Below are 16,006 nucleotides of genomic sequence, written 5' to 3' on the forward strand. Positions count from 1 at the left end.
GCGCGGGGTCAACGCTTGCGGCAGGAGTCATTCCTTTGCCGAGCATAGACGCCCTCGCCGATCGCTTATCGACCTACCTCGGCCCAGACCAGGTCAACCTGGTCCGCCGAGCGTATTTCTACGCCGAACAAGCCCACGACGGCCAACGCCGGCGCAGCGGCGAGGCGTATGTCACCCATCCTCTTGCGGTGGCCAATATTCTTGCCGACATGCACATGGACCATCAGAGCCTGATGGCTGCGATGCTGCATGACGTGATCGAAGACACCGGTATTGCCAAGGAAGCGCTCAGTGCGCAATTTGGCGAAACCGTGGCCGAGTTGGTCGACGGGGTCAGCAAACTGACCCAGATGAATTTCGAGACCAAGGCCGAAGCCCAGGCGGAAAATTTCCAGAAGATGGCCATGGCCATGGCTCGGGATATCCGGGTAATCCTGGTCAAGCTGGCTGACCGGCTGCACAACATGCGCACGCTGGAAGTGCTGTCCGGTGAAAAACGCCGGCGTATCGCCAAGGAAACCCTGGAAATCTACGCGCCCATCGCCAACCGGCTGGGCATGCATGCCATTCGTATCGAATTCGAAGACCTCGGCTTCAAGGCGATGTACCCAATGCGTTCCGCGCGCATCTACCAGGCAGTCAAGCGCGCCAGGGGCAATCGCAAGGAAATCGTCAACAAGATCGAAGAGTCCCTGAGCCATTGCCTGGCGATCGACGAGATCGAAGGCGAAGTCAGCGGCCGGCAGAAACACATCTACGGCATCTACAAGAAGATGCGCGGCAAGCGTCGAGCCTTCAACGAGATCATGGACGTCTACGCGTTTAGGATTATCGTCGACAAGGTCGATACCTGCTACCGCGTACTGGGTGCTGTACATAATTTGTACAAACCCCTGCCGGGACGTTTCAAGGATTACATTGCCATTCCCAAGGCCAACGGCTATCAGTCGCTGCATACCACGCTGTTCGGCATGCACGGGGTTCCGATCGAGATCCAGATCCGCACTCGGGAAATGGAAGAGATGGCCAACAACGGCATCGCCGCCCATTGGCTGTACAAATCCAGCGGCGACGAGCAGCCCAAGGGCACTCATGCCCGCGCCCGCCAGTGGGTCAAGGGCGTACTGGAAATGCAGCAACGCGCCGGCAACTCCCTGGAATTTATCGAAAGCGTGAAGATCGACCTGTTCCCGGACGAGGTCTACGTCTTCACGCCCAAAGGCCGGATCATGGAGCTGCCAAAAGGCTCCACTGCGGTCGACTTCGCCTATGCGGTGCACACCGACGTGGGCAACAGCTGCATTGCCTGCCGGATCAACCGCCGCCTGGCCCCGCTGTCAGAACCGCTGCAAAGCGGCTCCACGGTGGAAATCGTCAGCGCACCCGGCGCACGCCCGAACCCGGCCTGGCTCAACTTCGTGGTTACCGGCAAAGCGCGCACCCATATTCGCCATGCCCTGAAGCTGCAGCGTCGTTCCGAGTCCATCAGCCTGGGCGAACGCCTGCTGAACAAGGTGCTCAACGGCTTTGGCAGCTCCCTGGAAAAAATCCCGGCAGAGCGCATACAGGCGATGCTCCACGAGTACCGCCAGGAACTGATCGAAGACCTGCTTGAAGATATCGGCCTGGGCAATCGCATGGCCTATGTAGTCGCCCGCCGCCTGCTGGGCGAAGGCGAACAGCTGCCAAGTCCCGAAGGCCCACTGGCAATTCGCGGCACCGAAGGCCTGGTGCTCAGCTACGCCAAGTGCTGCACGCCGATTCCGGGGGACCCCATTGTCGGCCACTTGTCCGCGGGGAAAGGCATGGTCGTGCACTTGGATAACTGCCGCAATATCAGCGAAATCCGCCACAACCCGGAAAAATGCATCCAGCTGTCCTGGGCCAAGGATGTCACCGGCGAATTCAACGTCGAGCTGCGGGTCGAGCTGGAACACCAGCGCGGCCTGATCGCCCTGCTGGCCAGCAGCGTCAACGCAGCCGACGGCAATATCGAGAAAATCAGCATGGACGAGCGCGATGGTCGCATCAGCGTGGTCCAACTGGTGGTCAGCGTGCACGACCGCGTGCACCTGGCCCGCGTGATCAAGAAACTGCGTGCCCTGACCGGAGTCATCCGCATCACTCGCATGCGTGCGTAGCCCACCCATTACAAGGAGTCATTCATGACCAAGACAGTAATTACCAGCGACAAGGCACCTGCAGCCATCGGCACTTATTCCCAGGCGATCAAGGCAGGCAACACCGTTTACATGTCCGGCCAGATTCCCCTGGACCCAAAAACCATGGAACTGGTTGAAGGCTTCGAAGCCCAGACGGTACAAGTCTTCGAAAACCTCAAGTCGGTCGCCGAAGCCGCTGGCGGTTCGTTCAAGGACATCGTCAAGCTGAACATCTTCCTCACCGACCTGAGCCACTTCGCCAAGGTCAACGAGATCATGGGCAAGTACTTCGAACAACCGTACCCAGCCCGCGCCGCCATCGGCGTTGCCGCTCTGCCAAAGGGCGCACAGGTTGAGATGGACGCGATTTTGGTCATCGAGTAAAACACCCGGCGCAGCTCTTCTTCTCTATAAAAAGACGGTTGCGCCGACTTCGTTTTGAAAGGATTTTGTAATGCGCAAAGCGCTCGTTGCCTCTTCATTGCTTGCCCTGCTGCTCAGCGGTTGCGCCAGCAATCCTGCCGACCTTGATGTCAGCGGCACCTGGATCAACCAAGTCGCCATTGATACAGCGTCCAAGGGCGGCCCTTTGCGTGAAGCCTTGCAGGCCTATGGTCCGAACCTCGAATGGGAGGTCAACACCAAGGCCAACCAGGCGCGCTACTTCAATGGTTTTGAACGCCCTGAAGGCAAGCTGCTGGGCGAAAAGTCCGGCGCCTGGAGTGTTGATTTTTATGGCAGCTCCACCACCGAGCTCAAGCGCGATGGCAAACAACTGTTGCAAGTCGCCAACGACAACGAGCCGGAGCAACTATTCGATCGCTCCCAGGACCCCGCCCCCGAAGGTGCACCCTTGGGCGCCAACTTTGAACGAGCCTTGTACTCGGCCTATATGGGCGGCACCTGGAAAATCACCAGTGGCGACGGCCAAGGCGCCACCGTGCAATTTCAAGCCAGCGGCCAAGTGACCGGTTTGCCAGGAGCAGACCAGTACTCGCTGTGCCTGGCTGGCGATTGCGCCTCCATGAGCGGCGGCTACGACAGCATCTGGCTGCAACAAGGCGGCCAGGGCAACCCGTGGATTTTTGCCCGTAAAGGTGCGCAACTGGAGATCTTCCAGGCCATCAATACTTCTCAGGCTGACGAAGTGCCTTCGTTTACTCCAGGGTCGCGGCAGTGGTTGCTGGAAAAGCAATGAAAAAAAGGAGCCCGAGGCTCCTTTTTCTTTGGCTGACACTCAGCGCCCGCCCTCAAGAATCGCCGCATACCCTTCGCGATAACTTGGATAAGTCGGCACCCAGCCCAACGCCTTGGCCCGTGCGTTGCTGCACTGCTTGCTGCCGGCACGGCGCACGCTGGCATCCTCGGCCCACTCAGTGACGCCCAGGTACTCACGCAACCAGCCCACCACTTCAGCTAATGGCGCAGGCACATCGTCGACGCCGATATAGCAGTCATCCAGCGAACCACCCTGCTCCACATGCCTTAACAGAAAGGCCAACAGGCCCGCCGCGTCATCGACGTGTATTCGGTTGCCGTACAAGGGTGGATCAATCGCCACGCGGTAACCCTGGCGCACCTGGCTTAACAACCATTCGCGACCTGGGCCGTAAATGCCGGTCAAGCGCACTACGCTGGCCGGGACGCCGCTCTTCAGCGCGACCTGTTCAGCCTCCAGCATGACCTGGCCCGAGTAGCCGCCTGCCTGAGTCTGCGAGTTTTCATCGACCCACTCACCGTTCTGCTGCCCGTAGACACTGCTGCTGGAGACGAACAACAGATGCTTGGGCTCCTGGCCATAATCTTTCAGCCAATCGAGCACATGTTGCAACCCTTGAACATAAGCGGCGCGATAGCCTGCCTCATCGTGATCGGTAGCAGCCGCGCAATACACCAGGTAATCCACCCCGCCCACTGGCCAGGTGTCCGGGCAGTCTTCAATGAACAGATCACCGGCAATGCCGATCACCCCTTCAGGCAGGCGTGAAATATCACGCCGCAGGCCATGAACCTCCCACCCCGAGGCCAGCAATTGGGTGGCCAGGCGGCTACCAACATCGCCACAACCGGCAATCACAACAGAAGGCGCAGACATCACAAAACTCCATTCTTAAAGGTCAAGATTAGCCTTCACAGACGACCAGCGGCTAGCAAACTGAGAAATAAAGTAACTGTATTACTTTTGTTAACAAGAATTACTTGCAATAATAACCACCCATTTGTCCTCGACCCGCTCCGCTCCGGTCTGGCAGGACAACCACTCATTTTTTCTCTCAGGTCCGGCCAGCATGACGCGCAATAAAATCCCCGCTTCGCCAACCAAGCCTCACAGTCCATCCCGCTTCTCGCGTGCGATCGCTGCGGTGCTGTTCAGCGTTCTGCTGGCACCGACCGCTGCGTTCGCCGATGCAGCCGCCCCGGCTGCCCAGCCAGCTACCACCGCGCCGGCAGCGGTGGCTCCAGCACCAGAACACAACGCAGCAGCGCCTGGCGCTCCGGCTGCCGCACCTGCGGCCACCGACCCGGTCGCAGCCGACGGCGTTGCTCCGGATGACGAAACCGGCGTTGTGCTGGAAGAAGACAACACCCTGGGCATGGCCCATGACCTGTCGCCTTGGGGCATGTACCAGAACGCCGACATCATCGTGAAGATCGTGATGATCGGCCTGGCCATCGCCTCGATCATCACCTGGACCATCTGGATCGCCAAGGGCTTCGAACTGCTGGGCGCCAAACGCCGCCTTCGCACTGAAATCGTCAACCTGAAGAAAGCCACCACCCTTAAGGAAGCCAGCGAAAGCGCGGCGAAAAAGGGCACCCTGGCACACCTGCTGGTCCACGACGCACTGGAAGAGATGCGCCTGTCGGCCAACAGCCGCGAAAAAGAAGGTATCAAGGAGCGTGTGAGCTTCCGTCTTGAGCGCCTGGTTGCAGCTTGCGGTCGCAACATGAGCAACGGTACTGGCGTCCTCGCCACCATCGGTTCCACCGCGCCTTTCGTCGGCCTGTTCGGTACCGTGTGGGGCATCATGAACAGCTTTATCGGCATCGCCAAAACCCAGACCACCAACCTCGCTGTGGTTGCTCCCGGTATCGCCGAAGCCCTGTTGGCAACGGCCCTGGGCCTGGTGGCGGCGATTCCTGCGGTGGTGATCTACAACGTCTTCGCCCGCTCGATCGCCGGATACAAGGCTCAGGTGTCGGATGCGTCGGCAGAAGTCCTGTTGCTGGTAAGCCGTGACCTCGATCACCAGCCTACCGAGCGCAGCTCGCAACCGCACATGGTGAAAGTGGGGTAATCGGCCATGGGCCTGCATTTGAATCAAGGCGACGACGAACTCGTCGAGAACCACGAAATCAACGTCACGCCGTTTATCGACGTGATGCTGGTGCTGCTGATCATCTTCATGGTGGCAGCACCCTTGGCCACGGTGGACATCAAGGTTGACCTCCCCGCCTCCAGCGCGAAACCTGCGCCACGGCCAGAGAAACCGGTGTTCCTCAGCGTCAAGGCCGACCAGCGCCTGTTCCTGGGCGAAGAAGAAGTCAAATCCGAAACCCTGGGCGCTGTGCTCGACGCCAAGACCCAGGGCAAGAAAGACACGACCATCTTCTTCCAGGCCGACAAAGGCGTGGACTATGGCGACCTGATGCACGTGATGGATGCCCTACGGGCAGCCGGCTACCTCAAGGTAGGCCTGGTCGGACTTGAGACGGCAGCCAAGAAATGATCACGACGCGCCACAAACTGACGCGTTATGGCACAAGCCTCGCCGTCGTGCTGGGCGTCCACGCCGTCGCGATTATCATCGCGCTCCAGTGGTCGGCGCCACATACGGTCCAGCTGCCACCGGCCGCCATGGTCATCGACCTGGCACCGATGCCGGCGCCACCCCCTCCGGCCCCGCCGAAGGTGGTGACGCCGCCGCAACCGCCTGCGCCGGTGGAAGAGCTGCTATTGCCGAAGCTGGCCGAAGCACCGAAACCAACGATTTCGGTACCCAAGCCGGTCAAGCCCAAGCCAAAACCACAACCACCCAAGCCTGAGAAGAAGCCCGAGCCGCCCAAGGAAAAACCTTCCGAAGACCCGCCGAGCGAGAGCCCTCAGAACAACGCGCCTACGGAAAAATCGGCTCAACCTCAACCCGGCCCGTCACCGCAGCAGACTGCTGCCAAGGCTACCTGGGAAAGCACCTTGCTCGGCCACTTGGCGAAGTACAAGAAGTACCCGCCAGGCGCCCAGTCACGGGGCAAAGAAGGCTTGAACCGCTTGCGTTTCGTGGTCGATGCCGAAGGCAAGGTGTTGTCCTATGAGCTGGTGGGCCGCTCCGGCAACGCCGACCTGGACCGCGCCACCCTGGACATGATCCGTCGTGCCCAGCCGCTGCCCAAGCCACCTGCCGACATGTTGAAAAACGGCAGCATCGAAATCGTTGCTCCGTTTGTCTACAACATCGAGAAACGTCGCAGGTAACAACAACGCGGGGTATCTGCTACCCCGCGGGGTTATTACGTTCTTCGCGAACAAGCTGGCTACTACATAACGTGCGTCTATCGATTGCAGCCGGTATGCTTGGTCCGCAACCTCATGGACGCCCGCTATGACTCTTACAGAATTACGCTACATCGTAACCCTCGCCCAAGAGCAGCACTTCGGCCACGCGGCCGAGCGTTGCCATGTCAGCCAGCCGACCTTGTCGGTGGGTGTGAAAAAGCTTGAAGACGAACTCGGTGTGCTGATTTTCGAGCGCAGCAAAAGCGCCGTGCGCCTGACCCCGGTCGGCGAAGGCATCGTCGCCCAGGCCCAGAAGGTTCTGGAGCAAGCCCAAAGCATTCGCGAACTGGCACAGGCCGGCAAAAACCAGCTGACAGCACCGCTGAAAGTCGGCGCAATCTATACTGTCGGCCCCTACCTGTTCCCGCACCTGATTCCGCAACTGCACCGCGTCGCGCCGCAGATGCCTTTGTATATCGAAGAAAACTTCACCCACGTGCTGCGCGACAAACTGCGCAACGGCGAACTGGACGCGATCATTATCGCCCTGCCGTTCAACGAGTCGGACGTGCTGACCCTCCCACTCTACGATGAGCCGTTCTACGTGCTGATGCCGGCGTCCCACCCATGGACGCAAAAAGACACCATCGACGCCGCCCTGCTCAACGACAAGAGCCTGCTGCTGTTGGGCGAAGGCCATTGCTTCCGCGACCAGGTACTGGAAGCCTGCCCGACCCTGACCAAAGGCAACGACGGCGCCAAGCACACCACCGTGGAATCAAGCTCCCTGGAAACCATCCGCCATATGGTGGCGTCCGGCCTGGGCATTTCGATCCTGCCGCTGTCAGCGGTGGACAGCCATCACTACGCCCCCGGCGTGATCGCCGTGCGCCCACTGACGCCGCCGGTGCCGTTCCGCACCGTGGCGATTGCCTGGCGCGCCAGCTTCCCGCGCCCGAAAGCCATTGAAATCCTCGCCGACTCGATCCGCCTGTGTTCGGTGGCCAAGCCGCCCGCTGCGAGCTAAGGGCCGTATGACCGAGTTGTCGCAGGTGTCAGTGACGGCACTCAAGGGTGTCGGTGAAGCCATGGCCGAAAAACTGGCCAAGGTCGGCCTGGAAAACCTCCAGGACGTACTGTTCCACCTGCCCCTGCGCTATCAGGATCGTACCCGCGTGGTGCCCATCGGCCATTTGCGCCCTGGGCAGGACGCGGTCATCGAAGGCACCGTCAGCGGTGCCGATGTGGTGATGGGCAAGCGCCGTAGCTTGGTGGTACGCCTGCAAGATGGCACCGGCGGCCTGAGCCTGCGCTTCTACCATTTCAGCAACGCCCAGAAAGAAGGCCTCAAGCGCGGCACCCGCGTACGCTGCTACGGCGAAGCCCGCCCCGGTGCCTCGGGGCTGGAAATCTACCACCCGGAATACCGCGCCATTACTGGCGACGAACCACCGCCGGTGGACCAGACTCTTACGCCGATCTACCCGCTCACCGAAGGCCTGACCCAACAGCGTCTGCGCCAGCTATGCCAGCAAACCCTGACCCTGCTCGGCCCCAAAAGCTTGCCCGACTGGCTGCCCGAGGAACTGGCGCGGGATTACCAATTAGCGCCGCTGGATGACGCCATTCGTTACCTGCACCATCCGCCGGCCGACGCTGACGTCGACGAACTGGCCCTCGGTCATCACTGGGCCCAGCATCGCCTGGCGTTCGAAGAGCTGTTGACTCACCAACTGTCCCAGCAACGCCTGCGCGAGAGCATGCGCTCTCTGCGCGCGCCAGCAATGCCAAAAGCCACCCGGCTGCCGGCGCAATACCTGGCCAACCTGGGCTTTGCGCCCACCGGTGCCCAACATCGGGTCGGCAATGAGATCGCCTACGACCTCAGCCAGAAAGAACCGATGCTGCGCCTGATCCAAGGTGACGTAGGCTCCGGCAAGACCGTGGTCGCCGCCCTCGCTGCACTACAAGCCCTGGAGGCCGGTTATCAGGTGGCGCTGATGGCGCCCACTGAGATCCTTGCCGAGCAGCACTTCATCACCTTCAAGCGCTGGCTCGAACCCCTGGGCCTGGAAGTGGCGTGGCTGGCGGGCAAGCTCAAAGGCAAGAACCGTGCAACGGCTCTGGAGCAGGTCGCAGCCGGTGCACCCATGGTGGTCGGTACCCACGCACTGTTCCAGGATGAGGTGAAATTCAAGAACCTGGCCCTGGTGATCATCGACGAACAACACCGCTTCGGCGTGCAGCAGCGCCTGGCGCTGCGCCAAAAGGGCGCGGGTGGACGGATGAGCCCGCACCAGTTGATCATGACCGCCACGCCGATCCCGCGCACCCTGGCCATGAGCGCCTATGCCGACCTCGACACCTCGATTCTCGACGAACTGCCGCCAGGCCGAACTCCAGTCAATACGGTGCTGATCACCGACAGCCGCCGCGTCGAAGTCATCGAACGGGTACGCGACGCCTGCGCGCAAGGGCGTCAGGCCTATTGGGTGTGCACACTGATCGAGGAGTCGGAAGAGCTCACCTGCCAGGCCGCCGAAACCACCTACGCAGACCTCACCAGCGCCTTGGGCGAGCTCAAGGTCGGGCTGATTCACGGGCGCATGAAGCCGGTGGAAAAAGCCGCGGTGATGGCCGAATTCAAGGCTGGACACCTGCAGTTGCTCGTGGCGACCACCGTGATTGAAGTCGGTGTCGACGTGCCCAACGCCAGCCTGATGATCATCGAAAATCCCGAGCGCCTGGGCCTGGCGCAGTTGCACCAGTTGCGCGGTCGCGTCGGCCGGGGTAGCGCCGCCAGCCACTGCGTGCTGCTATACCACCCACCGTTATCGCAGATCGGCCGCCAACGCCTGGGAATCATGCGCGAAACCAACGACGGTTTCGTGATCGCCGAAAAAGACCTCGAACTGCGCGGCCCCGGCGAGATGCTCGGCACCCGCCAGACCGGCCTGCTGCAATTCAAGGTCGCCGACCTGATGCGCGATGCCGACTTGCTGCCTGCCGTACGGGACGCCGCCCAGGCGCTGCTGGAGCGCTGGCCGCAACACGTCAGCCCGTTGCTCGATCGCTGGTTAAGGCATGGGCAGCAATACGGCCAAGTGTGACGGCACAATCACTTAGTCGACCCTCACCCGCATCAAGCTGGTTATACTCCGATGACTGTAGGAAATTGGATCAGGCCATGCCAGAAGTTGCCCTCGCCACAGCCCCGCCGACCGCACCTTCGGTCATTCGGGCTCTGCTCGCAAAACTCGCCATCAGCTACACGGAAGTCGCCGAACAGCCTGGCCTGAACCCTGCACGAAAGGTTCAAGCAGTGCTGCTCGATGATGCCGTGGGCGCGCTGATGGTGCTGTTTCCCCAGAGCCAGTTGCTGGACCTCAATCGCCTCACTGAATTGACAGGTCGCAGACTCACCGCTGTGTCTCAGGAACGCCTTGAGCGCATGCTCGGCAAGCACAGCCTGAGCCTGTTGCCTGGCCTGCCGCCGCTGACCAGCTCGCCGTGCCTGTATGAAGAAAGCCTGCTGCGCGAACCAACCTTGCTGGTTCACTCGGGCGAGGCCGGTGTGTTGCTGCAAATCTCCAGCGAAGCCTTCAAGAGCATGTTGACCAAAGCCAGCGCCGCCAACTTCGGCGAGCCCCTGAGCAGCATCCGGCCTAACCTTGACCGACCGAACGACGACCGCCAAGAAATCACCCAGGCGGTACAGGCCTTCACCGCCCGGCGCATCCAGCAACGCCTGGAAGAGACCATCGAGATTCCACCCCTGGCCGACACGGCGCAGAAAATCATCAAGCTGCGGGTAGACCCCAACGCCACCATCGACGACATCACCGGCGTGGTGGAAACCGATCCGGCCCTGGCCGCGCAAGTAGTGAGCTGGGCGGCGTCGCCGTACTACGCCTCGCCGGGCAAGATTCGTTCGGTGGAAGACGCCATCGTCCGCGTGCTTGGCTTTGATCTGGTAATCAACCTGGCCCTCGGCCTGGCCTTGGGCAAGACCTTGAGCCTGCCCAAAGACCACCCGCAACACGCAACGCCGTACTGGCATCAGTCGATCTACACCGCTGCGGTAATCGAAGGCCTGACCCGCGCCATGCCCCGCGCCCAACGCCCGGAAGCAGGCCTGACTTACCTGGCGGGTCTGTTGCACAACTTTGGTTACCTGTTGCTGGCCCACGTCTTCCCGCCGCACTTCTCGCTAATCTGCCGGCACCTGGAGGTCAACCCGCACCTGTGCCACAGCTACATCGAGCAGCACCTGCTGGGGATCAGCCGCGAACAGATCGGCGCCTGGCTGATGCGCTACTGGGATATGCCGGACGAGTTATCCACAGCCCTGCGCTTCCAGCACGATCCAACCTACGACGGCCAATACGCCGAATACCCGAACCTGGTGTGCCTGGCCGTGCGCCTGCTGCGCAGTCGAGGCATTGGGTCCGGGCCGGATGAAGAAATCCCGGACGAACTGCTGGAGCGCCTGGGCCTGGCCCGGGACAAGGCAGAGGATGTGGTGAGCAAGGTGTTGGATGCGGAAGTGTTGTTGCGCGAATTGGCTTCGCAGTTCAGCTAGGGCTAAACAGCCTCTTGGGCAAAGAGCTTGTTGTGGCGAGCGGGCTTGCCCGCTCGCCACATGGAGCTGCTCCGACTCTGTTTATGCCTTCGGCTTTTTCTTCGGCTTCAAATACTTGGTCAACCCCTGGAACCACATCACCAGTGCCGGGGTGCCCTTGATCTGGATCGACTTGTCCTGAATGCCCGTCATGAACGCCAGTTGCTTGTTCTTCGCCTGCATCGTGGCGAAACCATAGGCGGCATCTTTAAAGACGATAGCGAACGCAGGCTCGGGGTGAACACCCGAACGGCTGGTGATGCGCTGGTTCTTGACGATGAAGTGACGGGCAACCTTGCCGTCGAGGGTCTGCAGCTGAAACGCCAGGTCCTTGTCACCCAGCTGTTGCTGGAACGCAGGATTGTTGCGGCTAGCTTTGCCCATCAACAGGCCCAGCATCCACAGAAGAAAACGAAATTTCATGCACACGGCCTCAGTGTAATTATTGAGTGGCCGCAGCAGTTTAACGATTTGCGCGCAGAACGCTACCGATCTCCCGCGTTAGCAGGAGATCGGCTTGCGTTTACCGCTTATAGCAACAACTTTGCTCAGACGTTAGGACAAGGAATCGGTGCCCAATCAGCTAGGTTTCATTTAAAGGGGAATACACTGCCCCACAAAAAATGGGCACCCGACCCAGTCGGCGTGCCCATTTTTCATTCCACGCTCGCTATGTGCGGCGCGCGTACTTCGCTACTTAAGGATTGACGCTGTCTTTCAAGAATTTACCTGGCTTGAACGCCACGGTATTACTCGCCTTGATTTTCACCGGCTCGCCGGTTTGCGGGTTTTTGCCGGTGCGGGCGCCGCGGTGGCGCTGCAGGAAGGTGCCGAAGCCGACCAGGGTGACGCTGTCCTTGCGATGCAGGGCGCCAGTGATTTCTTCAAGAACGGCGTTGAGTACGCGGTTGGCTTGTTCTTTGGTGAGATCAGCTTTTTCAGCAATAGCGGCTGCAAGTTCTGGTTTACGCATAAGTGAAGCCTCTTTGACGGTTTTTTGTTGTTATGTCCGTGCCGCTCTCTGACGGAGCAGCGCCCAAGGCGCCGCAGGCTCTACTCTGCGGCAGACGGGAGTGAGAATGGCATGCCATCGGAGCCTGCGCCAGTCTCGCGGCGACCTTTCTACGGGCAAAAGCGTGCTTATTCCGACAGAACGACCGGTATTTACGCCAGCAACGGCGGAAGCTCCTTGTTCAGCGCCAGTTTTTCCATAACGGCAGTGCCGGTCAGGGCGTAGCCGAGCAAGCGACCACTGGCATCGCGGCACAATGCCTTGATATCGGCGCCCTGCCCCTCGACGCTCCAGACGCCTTCGGTGCCCCGTGGTGGTGGCGATACCACCAGCGGGCAGACCGGGGTTTTCACGGTGACCGGCATCGGGCCGTAATTGACTGCCGTGGCGTTGCCCGCCAGCGTTTGGGCCAGGGCACGGGCGCAGCTCATCAGCGGCATCACGTAGAGCAAGTTTAGGCCATCGACCTCGGCGCAGTCGCCCAGGGCGTAAATATTGGCGTGGGAGGTCTTGAGATGACGGTCGACCATGATCCCACGGTTGGTCTGCAAGCCGGCTGCGGCGGCTAGGTCTACACGCGGGCGCAGGCCGATGGCGGACACAACCAAGTCACACTGGATCACTTCGCCATCGGATAGGTGGGCTTCCAGGCCTTCCGCGTTGCGTTGCAGGCGATTGAGCACCGGCCCCAGGTGGAAACGCGCACCGAGGCCTTCCAACCCAACCTGGACCGCTGCAGCTGCCGCCGGGTGCAGCAGCGTCGGCATGACCTGCTCGCAGGGTGCCACCAGGTCGATTTCGTAACCGCCGAGGATCAGGTCGTTGGCAAATTCGCAGCCTATCAGGCCGGCACCCAGCAGCAAGACCCGGCGCTTGCCGGCTGCCGCCGCGCGAAAGCGGGCGTAATCTTCAAGGTCGTTGATCGGGAAAATCAGCTCCGAGGCGTCGCCTTGCACCGGCACCCGCACGGTTTGCGCACCCCAGGCGAGGATCAGGTCGCGATAGGCCACCGCTTCCTCGCCGATCCACAGGCGCTTGTGGCCGGGGTCGATGCCGCTGATGCGCGTATGGGTGCGCACTTCGGCCTTGAGTTGCTCGGCCATGGCCCCTGGTTCGGCCATGCTCAGGCCATCGGCTTCCTTGTTCCTGCCAAAGCCGGTGGAGAGCATGGGCTTGGAGTAGGAACGCCCGTCGTCGGCGGTAATCAGCAACAGCGGGGTTTCGCTATCGAGCTTGCGAAACTCCCGGGCCAGGTTGTAACCGGCCAAACCCGTACCGACGATGACGACAGGTGCGCTCATTCCTTTCTCCTTGTAATACGTTTTTTTAAAATCGTTTCTTAAATTCAAAGAGTTAGCCGATTTCGATCATTTCGAAATCCATTTTGCCGACGCCGCAGTCCGGGCACAGCCAGTCTTCGGGCACGTCCTGCCACAGGGTGCCTGGGGCGATTCCGTCATCCGGCCAACCGTCCGCTTCGTTGTAGATCAGGCCGCAGACTACACATTGCCACTTCTTCATTACTCGCTTCCTCAGGGTCCAGGCTTGTTGGCCGACAGTCTATATATCCAGCCTTGCCGTGCGGCTCAGGGCGTTTTGTACTGATCGGGACGCACAGATGCAAGCATGTTCGACGCGTGGCCCCGGCGGCGCCCGGCAAAAGTCCGGGGCGCCATGGTAAGCTCTCCGCCTCTTTTGCTGCCAATACTGACCCACTGTGCCGCACTCAATCACCCTTCCCGATGCTTGCCAATGGCTGACCCAGAGCCTTCTAAGCCCCCTGCCCGCACCGCCCGCCCTCGACTGGCTATTCGATGAAGGCTCGCTGACGCGGCGCCTGACGCGCCTGTCCAATGACGCTTTCAGCGTGACGCCGTTGCTCGAAGGCTGGCAGCCGCTGCGAGACGACGAATGCGCCGCCCTCGACCTGCCTCCCTCAAGCATTGGCTGGGTGCGCGAGGTGTATTTGCGCGGCCACGGCCAGGCCTGGGTGTTCGCCCGCAGCGTGGCGGCCCGCAGCGCCTTGCAGGATGGCGGTTTGAACATGGATGCGTTGGGCAGCCGCTCGCTGGGGGAATTGCTGTTCTGTGACCAGGCGTTTACGCGCCAGGCCATTGAGGTCTGCCAGTACCCACGGGAATGGCTGCCGCAGGCCGCGCAAGCCAGTGCACTGTGGGCGCGCCGCTCGCGCTTTGATCGCGGGCCGCTGAGCGTGCTGGTGGCCGAAATCTTCCTGCCGAGCCTGTGGCAGGCGGTGCACCAACACCCGGAGAATTGCTGATGTACCAGCGTCTGCTCAAATCCTTGAACCGCCTGAACCCCAGGGCCTGGGACTTTATTCAACTGACCCGTATGGACAAGCCTATCGGCATCTACCTGCTGCTGTGGCCGACCCTTTGGGCGCTATGGATTGCCGGTAAGGGTTCGCCGTCCCTGACCAATATCGTGATTTTCGTCCTCGGCGTGGTGCTGACCAGGGCCGGCGGTTGCGTGATCAATGACTGGGCCGACCGCAAGGTCGACGGCCATGTGAAACGCACCGAACAGCGGCCACTGGTGAGCGGCAAGATCAGTTCGAAAGAGGCGCTGGTGTTCTTTGCGGTACTGATGACCCTCAGTTTCCTGCTGGTGCTGCTGACCAACTCCATGACTATCTGGCTGTCGTTGGGCGGCCTGGCGTTGGCCGCCAGTTACCCCTTCATGAAGCGCTATACCTATTACCCGCAAGTGGTGCTGGGCGCGGCATTTTCCTGGGGCATGCCAATGGCGTTCACCGCCGAGACCGGCAGCCTGCCGGCCACCGCCTGGTTGCTGTACATCGCCAACCTGTTGTGGACCGTGGGTTACGATACCTACTACGCCATGACCGATCGTGAAGACGACTTGAAAATCGGGGTCAAATCCACAGCCATTCTGTTTGGCGACGCCGACCGGGTGATCATCCTGACCTTGCAGGGACTGGCGCTGGTTTGCCTGCTGCTGGCGGGGTCGCGCTTTGAGTTGGGTGGCTGGTTCCACTTGGGACTGGCGGCAGCGGCGGCGTGCTTTGCCTGGGAGTTTTGGTACACCCGTGACCGGGACCGGCTGAAGTGCTTCAAGGCGTTTTTGCACAACCACTGGGCAGGGTTGGCGATTTTTGTCGGGATTGTGGCGGATTACGGGTTTCGTTGAGCCCCGCTGGATGTGTGGTGTCTGGGCCGACACCATCGCGGGCGAGCCCGCGATGATCTCAAGGGCGACGTGGATTAAGGTTTGGCGACTTTCCACGCCCCATCCATTTTGCCATCACCCGTCTTGTCACCGGCCGCTTTATCCATGACGAAGGTGTAGAGCGGCTTGCCGCTGTAGGCCCATTGGCTCTTTTGGTCGTCACGGGTGATCACGGTCCATTTGCCCATGGGTTTGTCGGTGGATTCAGCCATCAGCGGTGGCCAGTTGGTAGCGCACTTGTCATTGCACATGGACTTGCCGTCGGCATCCTTGGCGAAGGTGTAGAGCGTCATGCCCTCGTGATCCACCAACATCCCGTCTTTGGTCATCGCCGGATCAGCCGCAAACGCCAGTGTCGGCAGCGTTAACGCCGTCGTTACCAGCAGGACTTTCCAGGAAAAAGTACTGTGAGTCATCGGAACCTTCCTTTTGTAGTTGTCAGGATTCGGACCCAAAGCGTAGTTCAGGACAGCGCCGATTGCGCAGGCTACTAAAATACTGTCACA

17 protein-coding genes are annotated in these 16,006 nt (G+C 60.7%); 11 read left to right on the forward strand and 6 right to left on the reverse strand.

The features are described from left to right. Window positions 1–35: 35 nt before the first annotated feature. The 3 genes from spoT (at window position 36) to FQ182_RS02000 (ending at window position 3,360) form a co-directional block, all read left to right on the forward strand. Complete coding sequence (gene spoT / locus FQ182_RS01990) at window positions 36–2,141, forward strand: bifunctional GTP diphosphokinase/guanosine-3',5'-bis pyrophosphate 3'-pyrophosphohydrolase (RefSeq protein WP_149412564.1); 2,106 nt, start codon at window positions 36–38, stop codon at window positions 2,139–2,141. A gap of 24 nt (window positions 2,142–2,165) precedes the next feature. Then, the gene (locus tag FQ182_RS01995; RefSeq protein WP_003176922.1) at window positions 2,166–2,546 is read left to right on the forward strand and encodes a RidA family protein; all 381 of its coding nucleotides are present in this window, start codon (window positions 2,166–2,168) and stop codon (window positions 2,544–2,546) included. A 70-nt stretch (window positions 2,547–2,616) separates the two neighbouring features. After that, the gene (locus FQ182_RS02000) at window positions 2,617–3,360 is read left to right on the forward strand and encodes a hypothetical protein (RefSeq protein ID WP_149412563.1); all 744 of its coding nucleotides are present in this window, start codon (window positions 2,617–2,619) and stop codon (window positions 3,358–3,360) included. A gap of 39 nt (window positions 3,361–3,399) precedes the next feature. Here FQ182_RS02000 and FQ182_RS02005 read toward each other — a convergent pair whose 3' ends face one another. After that, the gene (locus tag FQ182_RS02005) at window positions 3,400–4,257 is read right to left on the reverse strand and encodes an SDR family oxidoreductase (RefSeq protein WP_149412562.1); all 858 of its coding nucleotides are present in this window, start codon (window positions 4,255–4,257) and stop codon (window positions 3,400–3,402) included. A gap of 193 nt (window positions 4,258–4,450) precedes the next feature. Here FQ182_RS02005 and exbB point away from each other — a divergent pair, with 193 nt between their 5' ends. The 6 genes from exbB (at window position 4,451) to FQ182_RS02035 (ending at window position 11,239) form a co-directional block, all read left to right on the forward strand. Then, window positions 4,451–5,461, forward strand: a complete 1,011-nt coding sequence (exbB, locus tag FQ182_RS02010; RefSeq protein WP_149412561.1) for a tonB-system energizer ExbB — start codon at window positions 4,451–4,453, stop codon at window positions 5,459–5,461. A gap of 6 nt (window positions 5,462–5,467) precedes the next feature. Beyond that, a complete protein-coding gene (gene exbD, locus FQ182_RS02015) occupies window positions 5,468–5,893 on the forward strand; it encodes a TonB system transport protein ExbD (protein ID WP_133100757.1) in 426 nt (141 codons plus the stop codon). After that, complete coding sequence (locus FQ182_RS02020; RefSeq protein ID WP_133100756.1) at window positions 5,890–6,636, forward strand: energy transducer TonB; 747 nt, start codon at window positions 5,890–5,892, stop codon at window positions 6,634–6,636. Before exbD ends, FQ182_RS02020 begins: the two co-directional genes overlap by 4 nt. Window positions 6,637–6,763: 127 nt before the next feature. Continuing rightward, window positions 6,764–7,684 (forward strand): hydrogen peroxide-inducible genes activator, encoded by a 921-nt coding sequence (locus FQ182_RS02025; protein ID WP_149412560.1) that lies wholly within the window; start codon window positions 6,764–6,766, stop codon window positions 7,682–7,684. 7 nt (window positions 7,685–7,691) lie between these two features. Beyond that, complete coding sequence (gene recG / locus FQ182_RS02030) at window positions 7,692–9,767, forward strand: ATP-dependent DNA helicase RecG (protein WP_149412559.1); 2,076 nt, start codon at window positions 7,692–7,694, stop codon at window positions 9,765–9,767. 77 nt (window positions 9,768–9,844) lie between these two features. Then, on the forward strand, window positions 9,845–11,239 hold the full coding sequence (locus tag FQ182_RS02035) for an aminoacyl-tRNA deacylase and HDOD domain-containing protein (protein WP_149412558.1): 1,395 nt from the start codon (window positions 9,845–9,847) through the stop codon (window positions 11,237–11,239). Window positions 11,240–11,320: 81 nt separating this feature from the next. Here FQ182_RS02035 and FQ182_RS02040 read toward each other — a convergent pair whose 3' ends face one another. From FQ182_RS02040 to FQ182_RS02055, 4 genes are all read right to left on the reverse strand, one after another. Beyond that, window positions 11,321–11,701 (reverse strand): helicase, encoded by a 381-nt coding sequence (locus FQ182_RS02040; RefSeq protein WP_149412557.1) that lies wholly within the window; start codon window positions 11,699–11,701, stop codon window positions 11,321–11,323. A 274-nt stretch (window positions 11,702–11,975) separates the two neighbouring features. Further along, window positions 11,976–12,251 carry an HU family DNA-binding protein gene (locus tag FQ182_RS02045; RefSeq protein WP_003177201.1) on the reverse strand — a complete coding sequence of 92 codons (276 nt, stop codon included), beginning with the start codon at window positions 12,249–12,251 and terminating at the stop codon, window positions 11,976–11,978. 191 nt (window positions 12,252–12,442) lie between these two features. Beyond that, window positions 12,443–13,591, reverse strand: coding sequence for an NAD(P)/FAD-dependent oxidoreductase (locus FQ182_RS02050; protein WP_149412556.1), 1,149 nt, complete (start codon window positions 13,589–13,591; stop codon window positions 12,443–12,445). A gap of 52 nt (window positions 13,592–13,643) precedes the next feature. Further along, the gene (locus tag FQ182_RS02055; protein ID WP_032856748.1) at window positions 13,644–13,811 is read right to left on the reverse strand and encodes a rubredoxin; all 168 of its coding nucleotides are present in this window, start codon (window positions 13,809–13,811) and stop codon (window positions 13,644–13,646) included. A gap of 196 nt (window positions 13,812–14,007) precedes the next feature. Here FQ182_RS02055 and FQ182_RS02060 point away from each other — a divergent pair, with 196 nt between their 5' ends. Then, the gene (locus FQ182_RS02060) at window positions 14,008–14,571 is read left to right on the forward strand and encodes a chorismate lyase (protein WP_149412555.1); all 564 of its coding nucleotides are present in this window, start codon (window positions 14,008–14,010) and stop codon (window positions 14,569–14,571) included. After that, on the forward strand, window positions 14,571–15,461 hold the full coding sequence (ubiA, locus tag FQ182_RS02065) for a 4-hydroxybenzoate octaprenyltransferase (RefSeq protein ID WP_149412554.1): 891 nt from the start codon (window positions 14,571–14,573) through the stop codon (window positions 15,459–15,461). Before FQ182_RS02060 ends, ubiA begins: the two co-directional genes overlap by 1 nt. A gap of 74 nt (window positions 15,462–15,535) precedes the next feature. Here ubiA and FQ182_RS02070 read toward each other — a convergent pair whose 3' ends face one another. Then, window positions 15,536–15,916: a hypothetical protein gene (locus FQ182_RS02070; protein ID WP_149412553.1), complete on the reverse strand. Its 381-nt coding sequence runs from the start codon at window positions 15,914–15,916 to the stop codon at window positions 15,536–15,538. Window positions 15,917–16,006 lie beyond the last annotated feature (90 nt).

It is taken from the genome of Pseudomonas sp. ANT_H4, from assembly GCF_008369295.1.
In the GTDB taxonomy this organism is placed as follows: domain Bacteria; phylum Pseudomonadota; class Gammaproteobacteria; order Pseudomonadales; family Pseudomonadaceae; genus Aquipseudomonas.

Excerpts from the sequence above, each read along its gene's own strand:
- FQ182_RS01995 (WP_003176922.1), top strand. The coding sequence starts at position 2,166 with ATGACCAAGACAGTAATTACCAGCGACAAGGCACCTGCAGCCATCGGC.
- FQ182_RS02000 (WP_149412563.1), top strand. The coding sequence starts at position 2,617 with ATGCGCAAAGCGCTCGTTGCCTCTTCATTGCTTGCCCTGCTGCTCAGC.
- FQ182_RS02005 (WP_149412562.1), bottom strand. The coding sequence starts at position 4,257 with ATGTCTGCGCCTTCTGTTGTGATTGCCGGTTGTGGCGATGTTGGTAGC.
- exbB (WP_149412561.1), top strand. The coding sequence starts at position 4,451 with ATGACGCGCAATAAAATCCCCGCTTCGCCAACCAAGCCTCACAGTCCA.
- exbD (WP_133100757.1), top strand. The coding sequence starts at position 5,468 with ATGGGCCTGCATTTGAATCAAGGCGACGACGAACTCGTCGAGAACCAC.
- FQ182_RS02020 (WP_133100756.1), top strand. The coding sequence starts at position 5,890 with ATGATCACGACGCGCCACAAACTGACGCGTTATGGCACAAGCCTCGCC.
- FQ182_RS02025 (WP_149412560.1), top strand. The coding sequence starts at position 6,764 with ATGACTCTTACAGAATTACGCTACATCGTAACCCTCGCCCAAGAGCAG.
- recG (WP_149412559.1), top strand. The coding sequence starts at position 7,692 with ATGACCGAGTTGTCGCAGGTGTCAGTGACGGCACTCAAGGGTGTCGGT.
- FQ182_RS02035 (WP_149412558.1), top strand. The coding sequence starts at position 9,845 with ATGCCAGAAGTTGCCCTCGCCACAGCCCCGCCGACCGCACCTTCGGTC.
- FQ182_RS02040 (WP_149412557.1), bottom strand. The coding sequence starts at position 11,701 with ATGAAATTTCGTTTTCTTCTGTGGATGCTGGGCCTGTTGATGGGCAAA.
- FQ182_RS02045 (WP_003177201.1), bottom strand. The coding sequence starts at position 12,251 with ATGCGTAAACCAGAACTTGCAGCCGCTATTGCTGAAAAAGCTGATCTC.
- FQ182_RS02050 (WP_149412556.1), bottom strand. The coding sequence starts at position 13,591 with ATGAGCGCACCTGTCGTCATCGTCGGTACGGGTTTGGCCGGTTACAAC.
- FQ182_RS02055 (WP_032856748.1), bottom strand. The coding sequence starts at position 13,811 with ATGAAGAAGTGGCAATGTGTAGTCTGCGGCCTGATCTACAACGAAGCG.
- ubiA (WP_149412554.1), top strand. The coding sequence starts at position 14,571 with ATGTACCAGCGTCTGCTCAAATCCTTGAACCGCCTGAACCCCAGGGCC.
- FQ182_RS02070 (WP_149412553.1), bottom strand. The coding sequence starts at position 15,916 with ATGACTCACAGTACTTTTTCCTGGAAAGTCCTGCTGGTAACGACGGCG.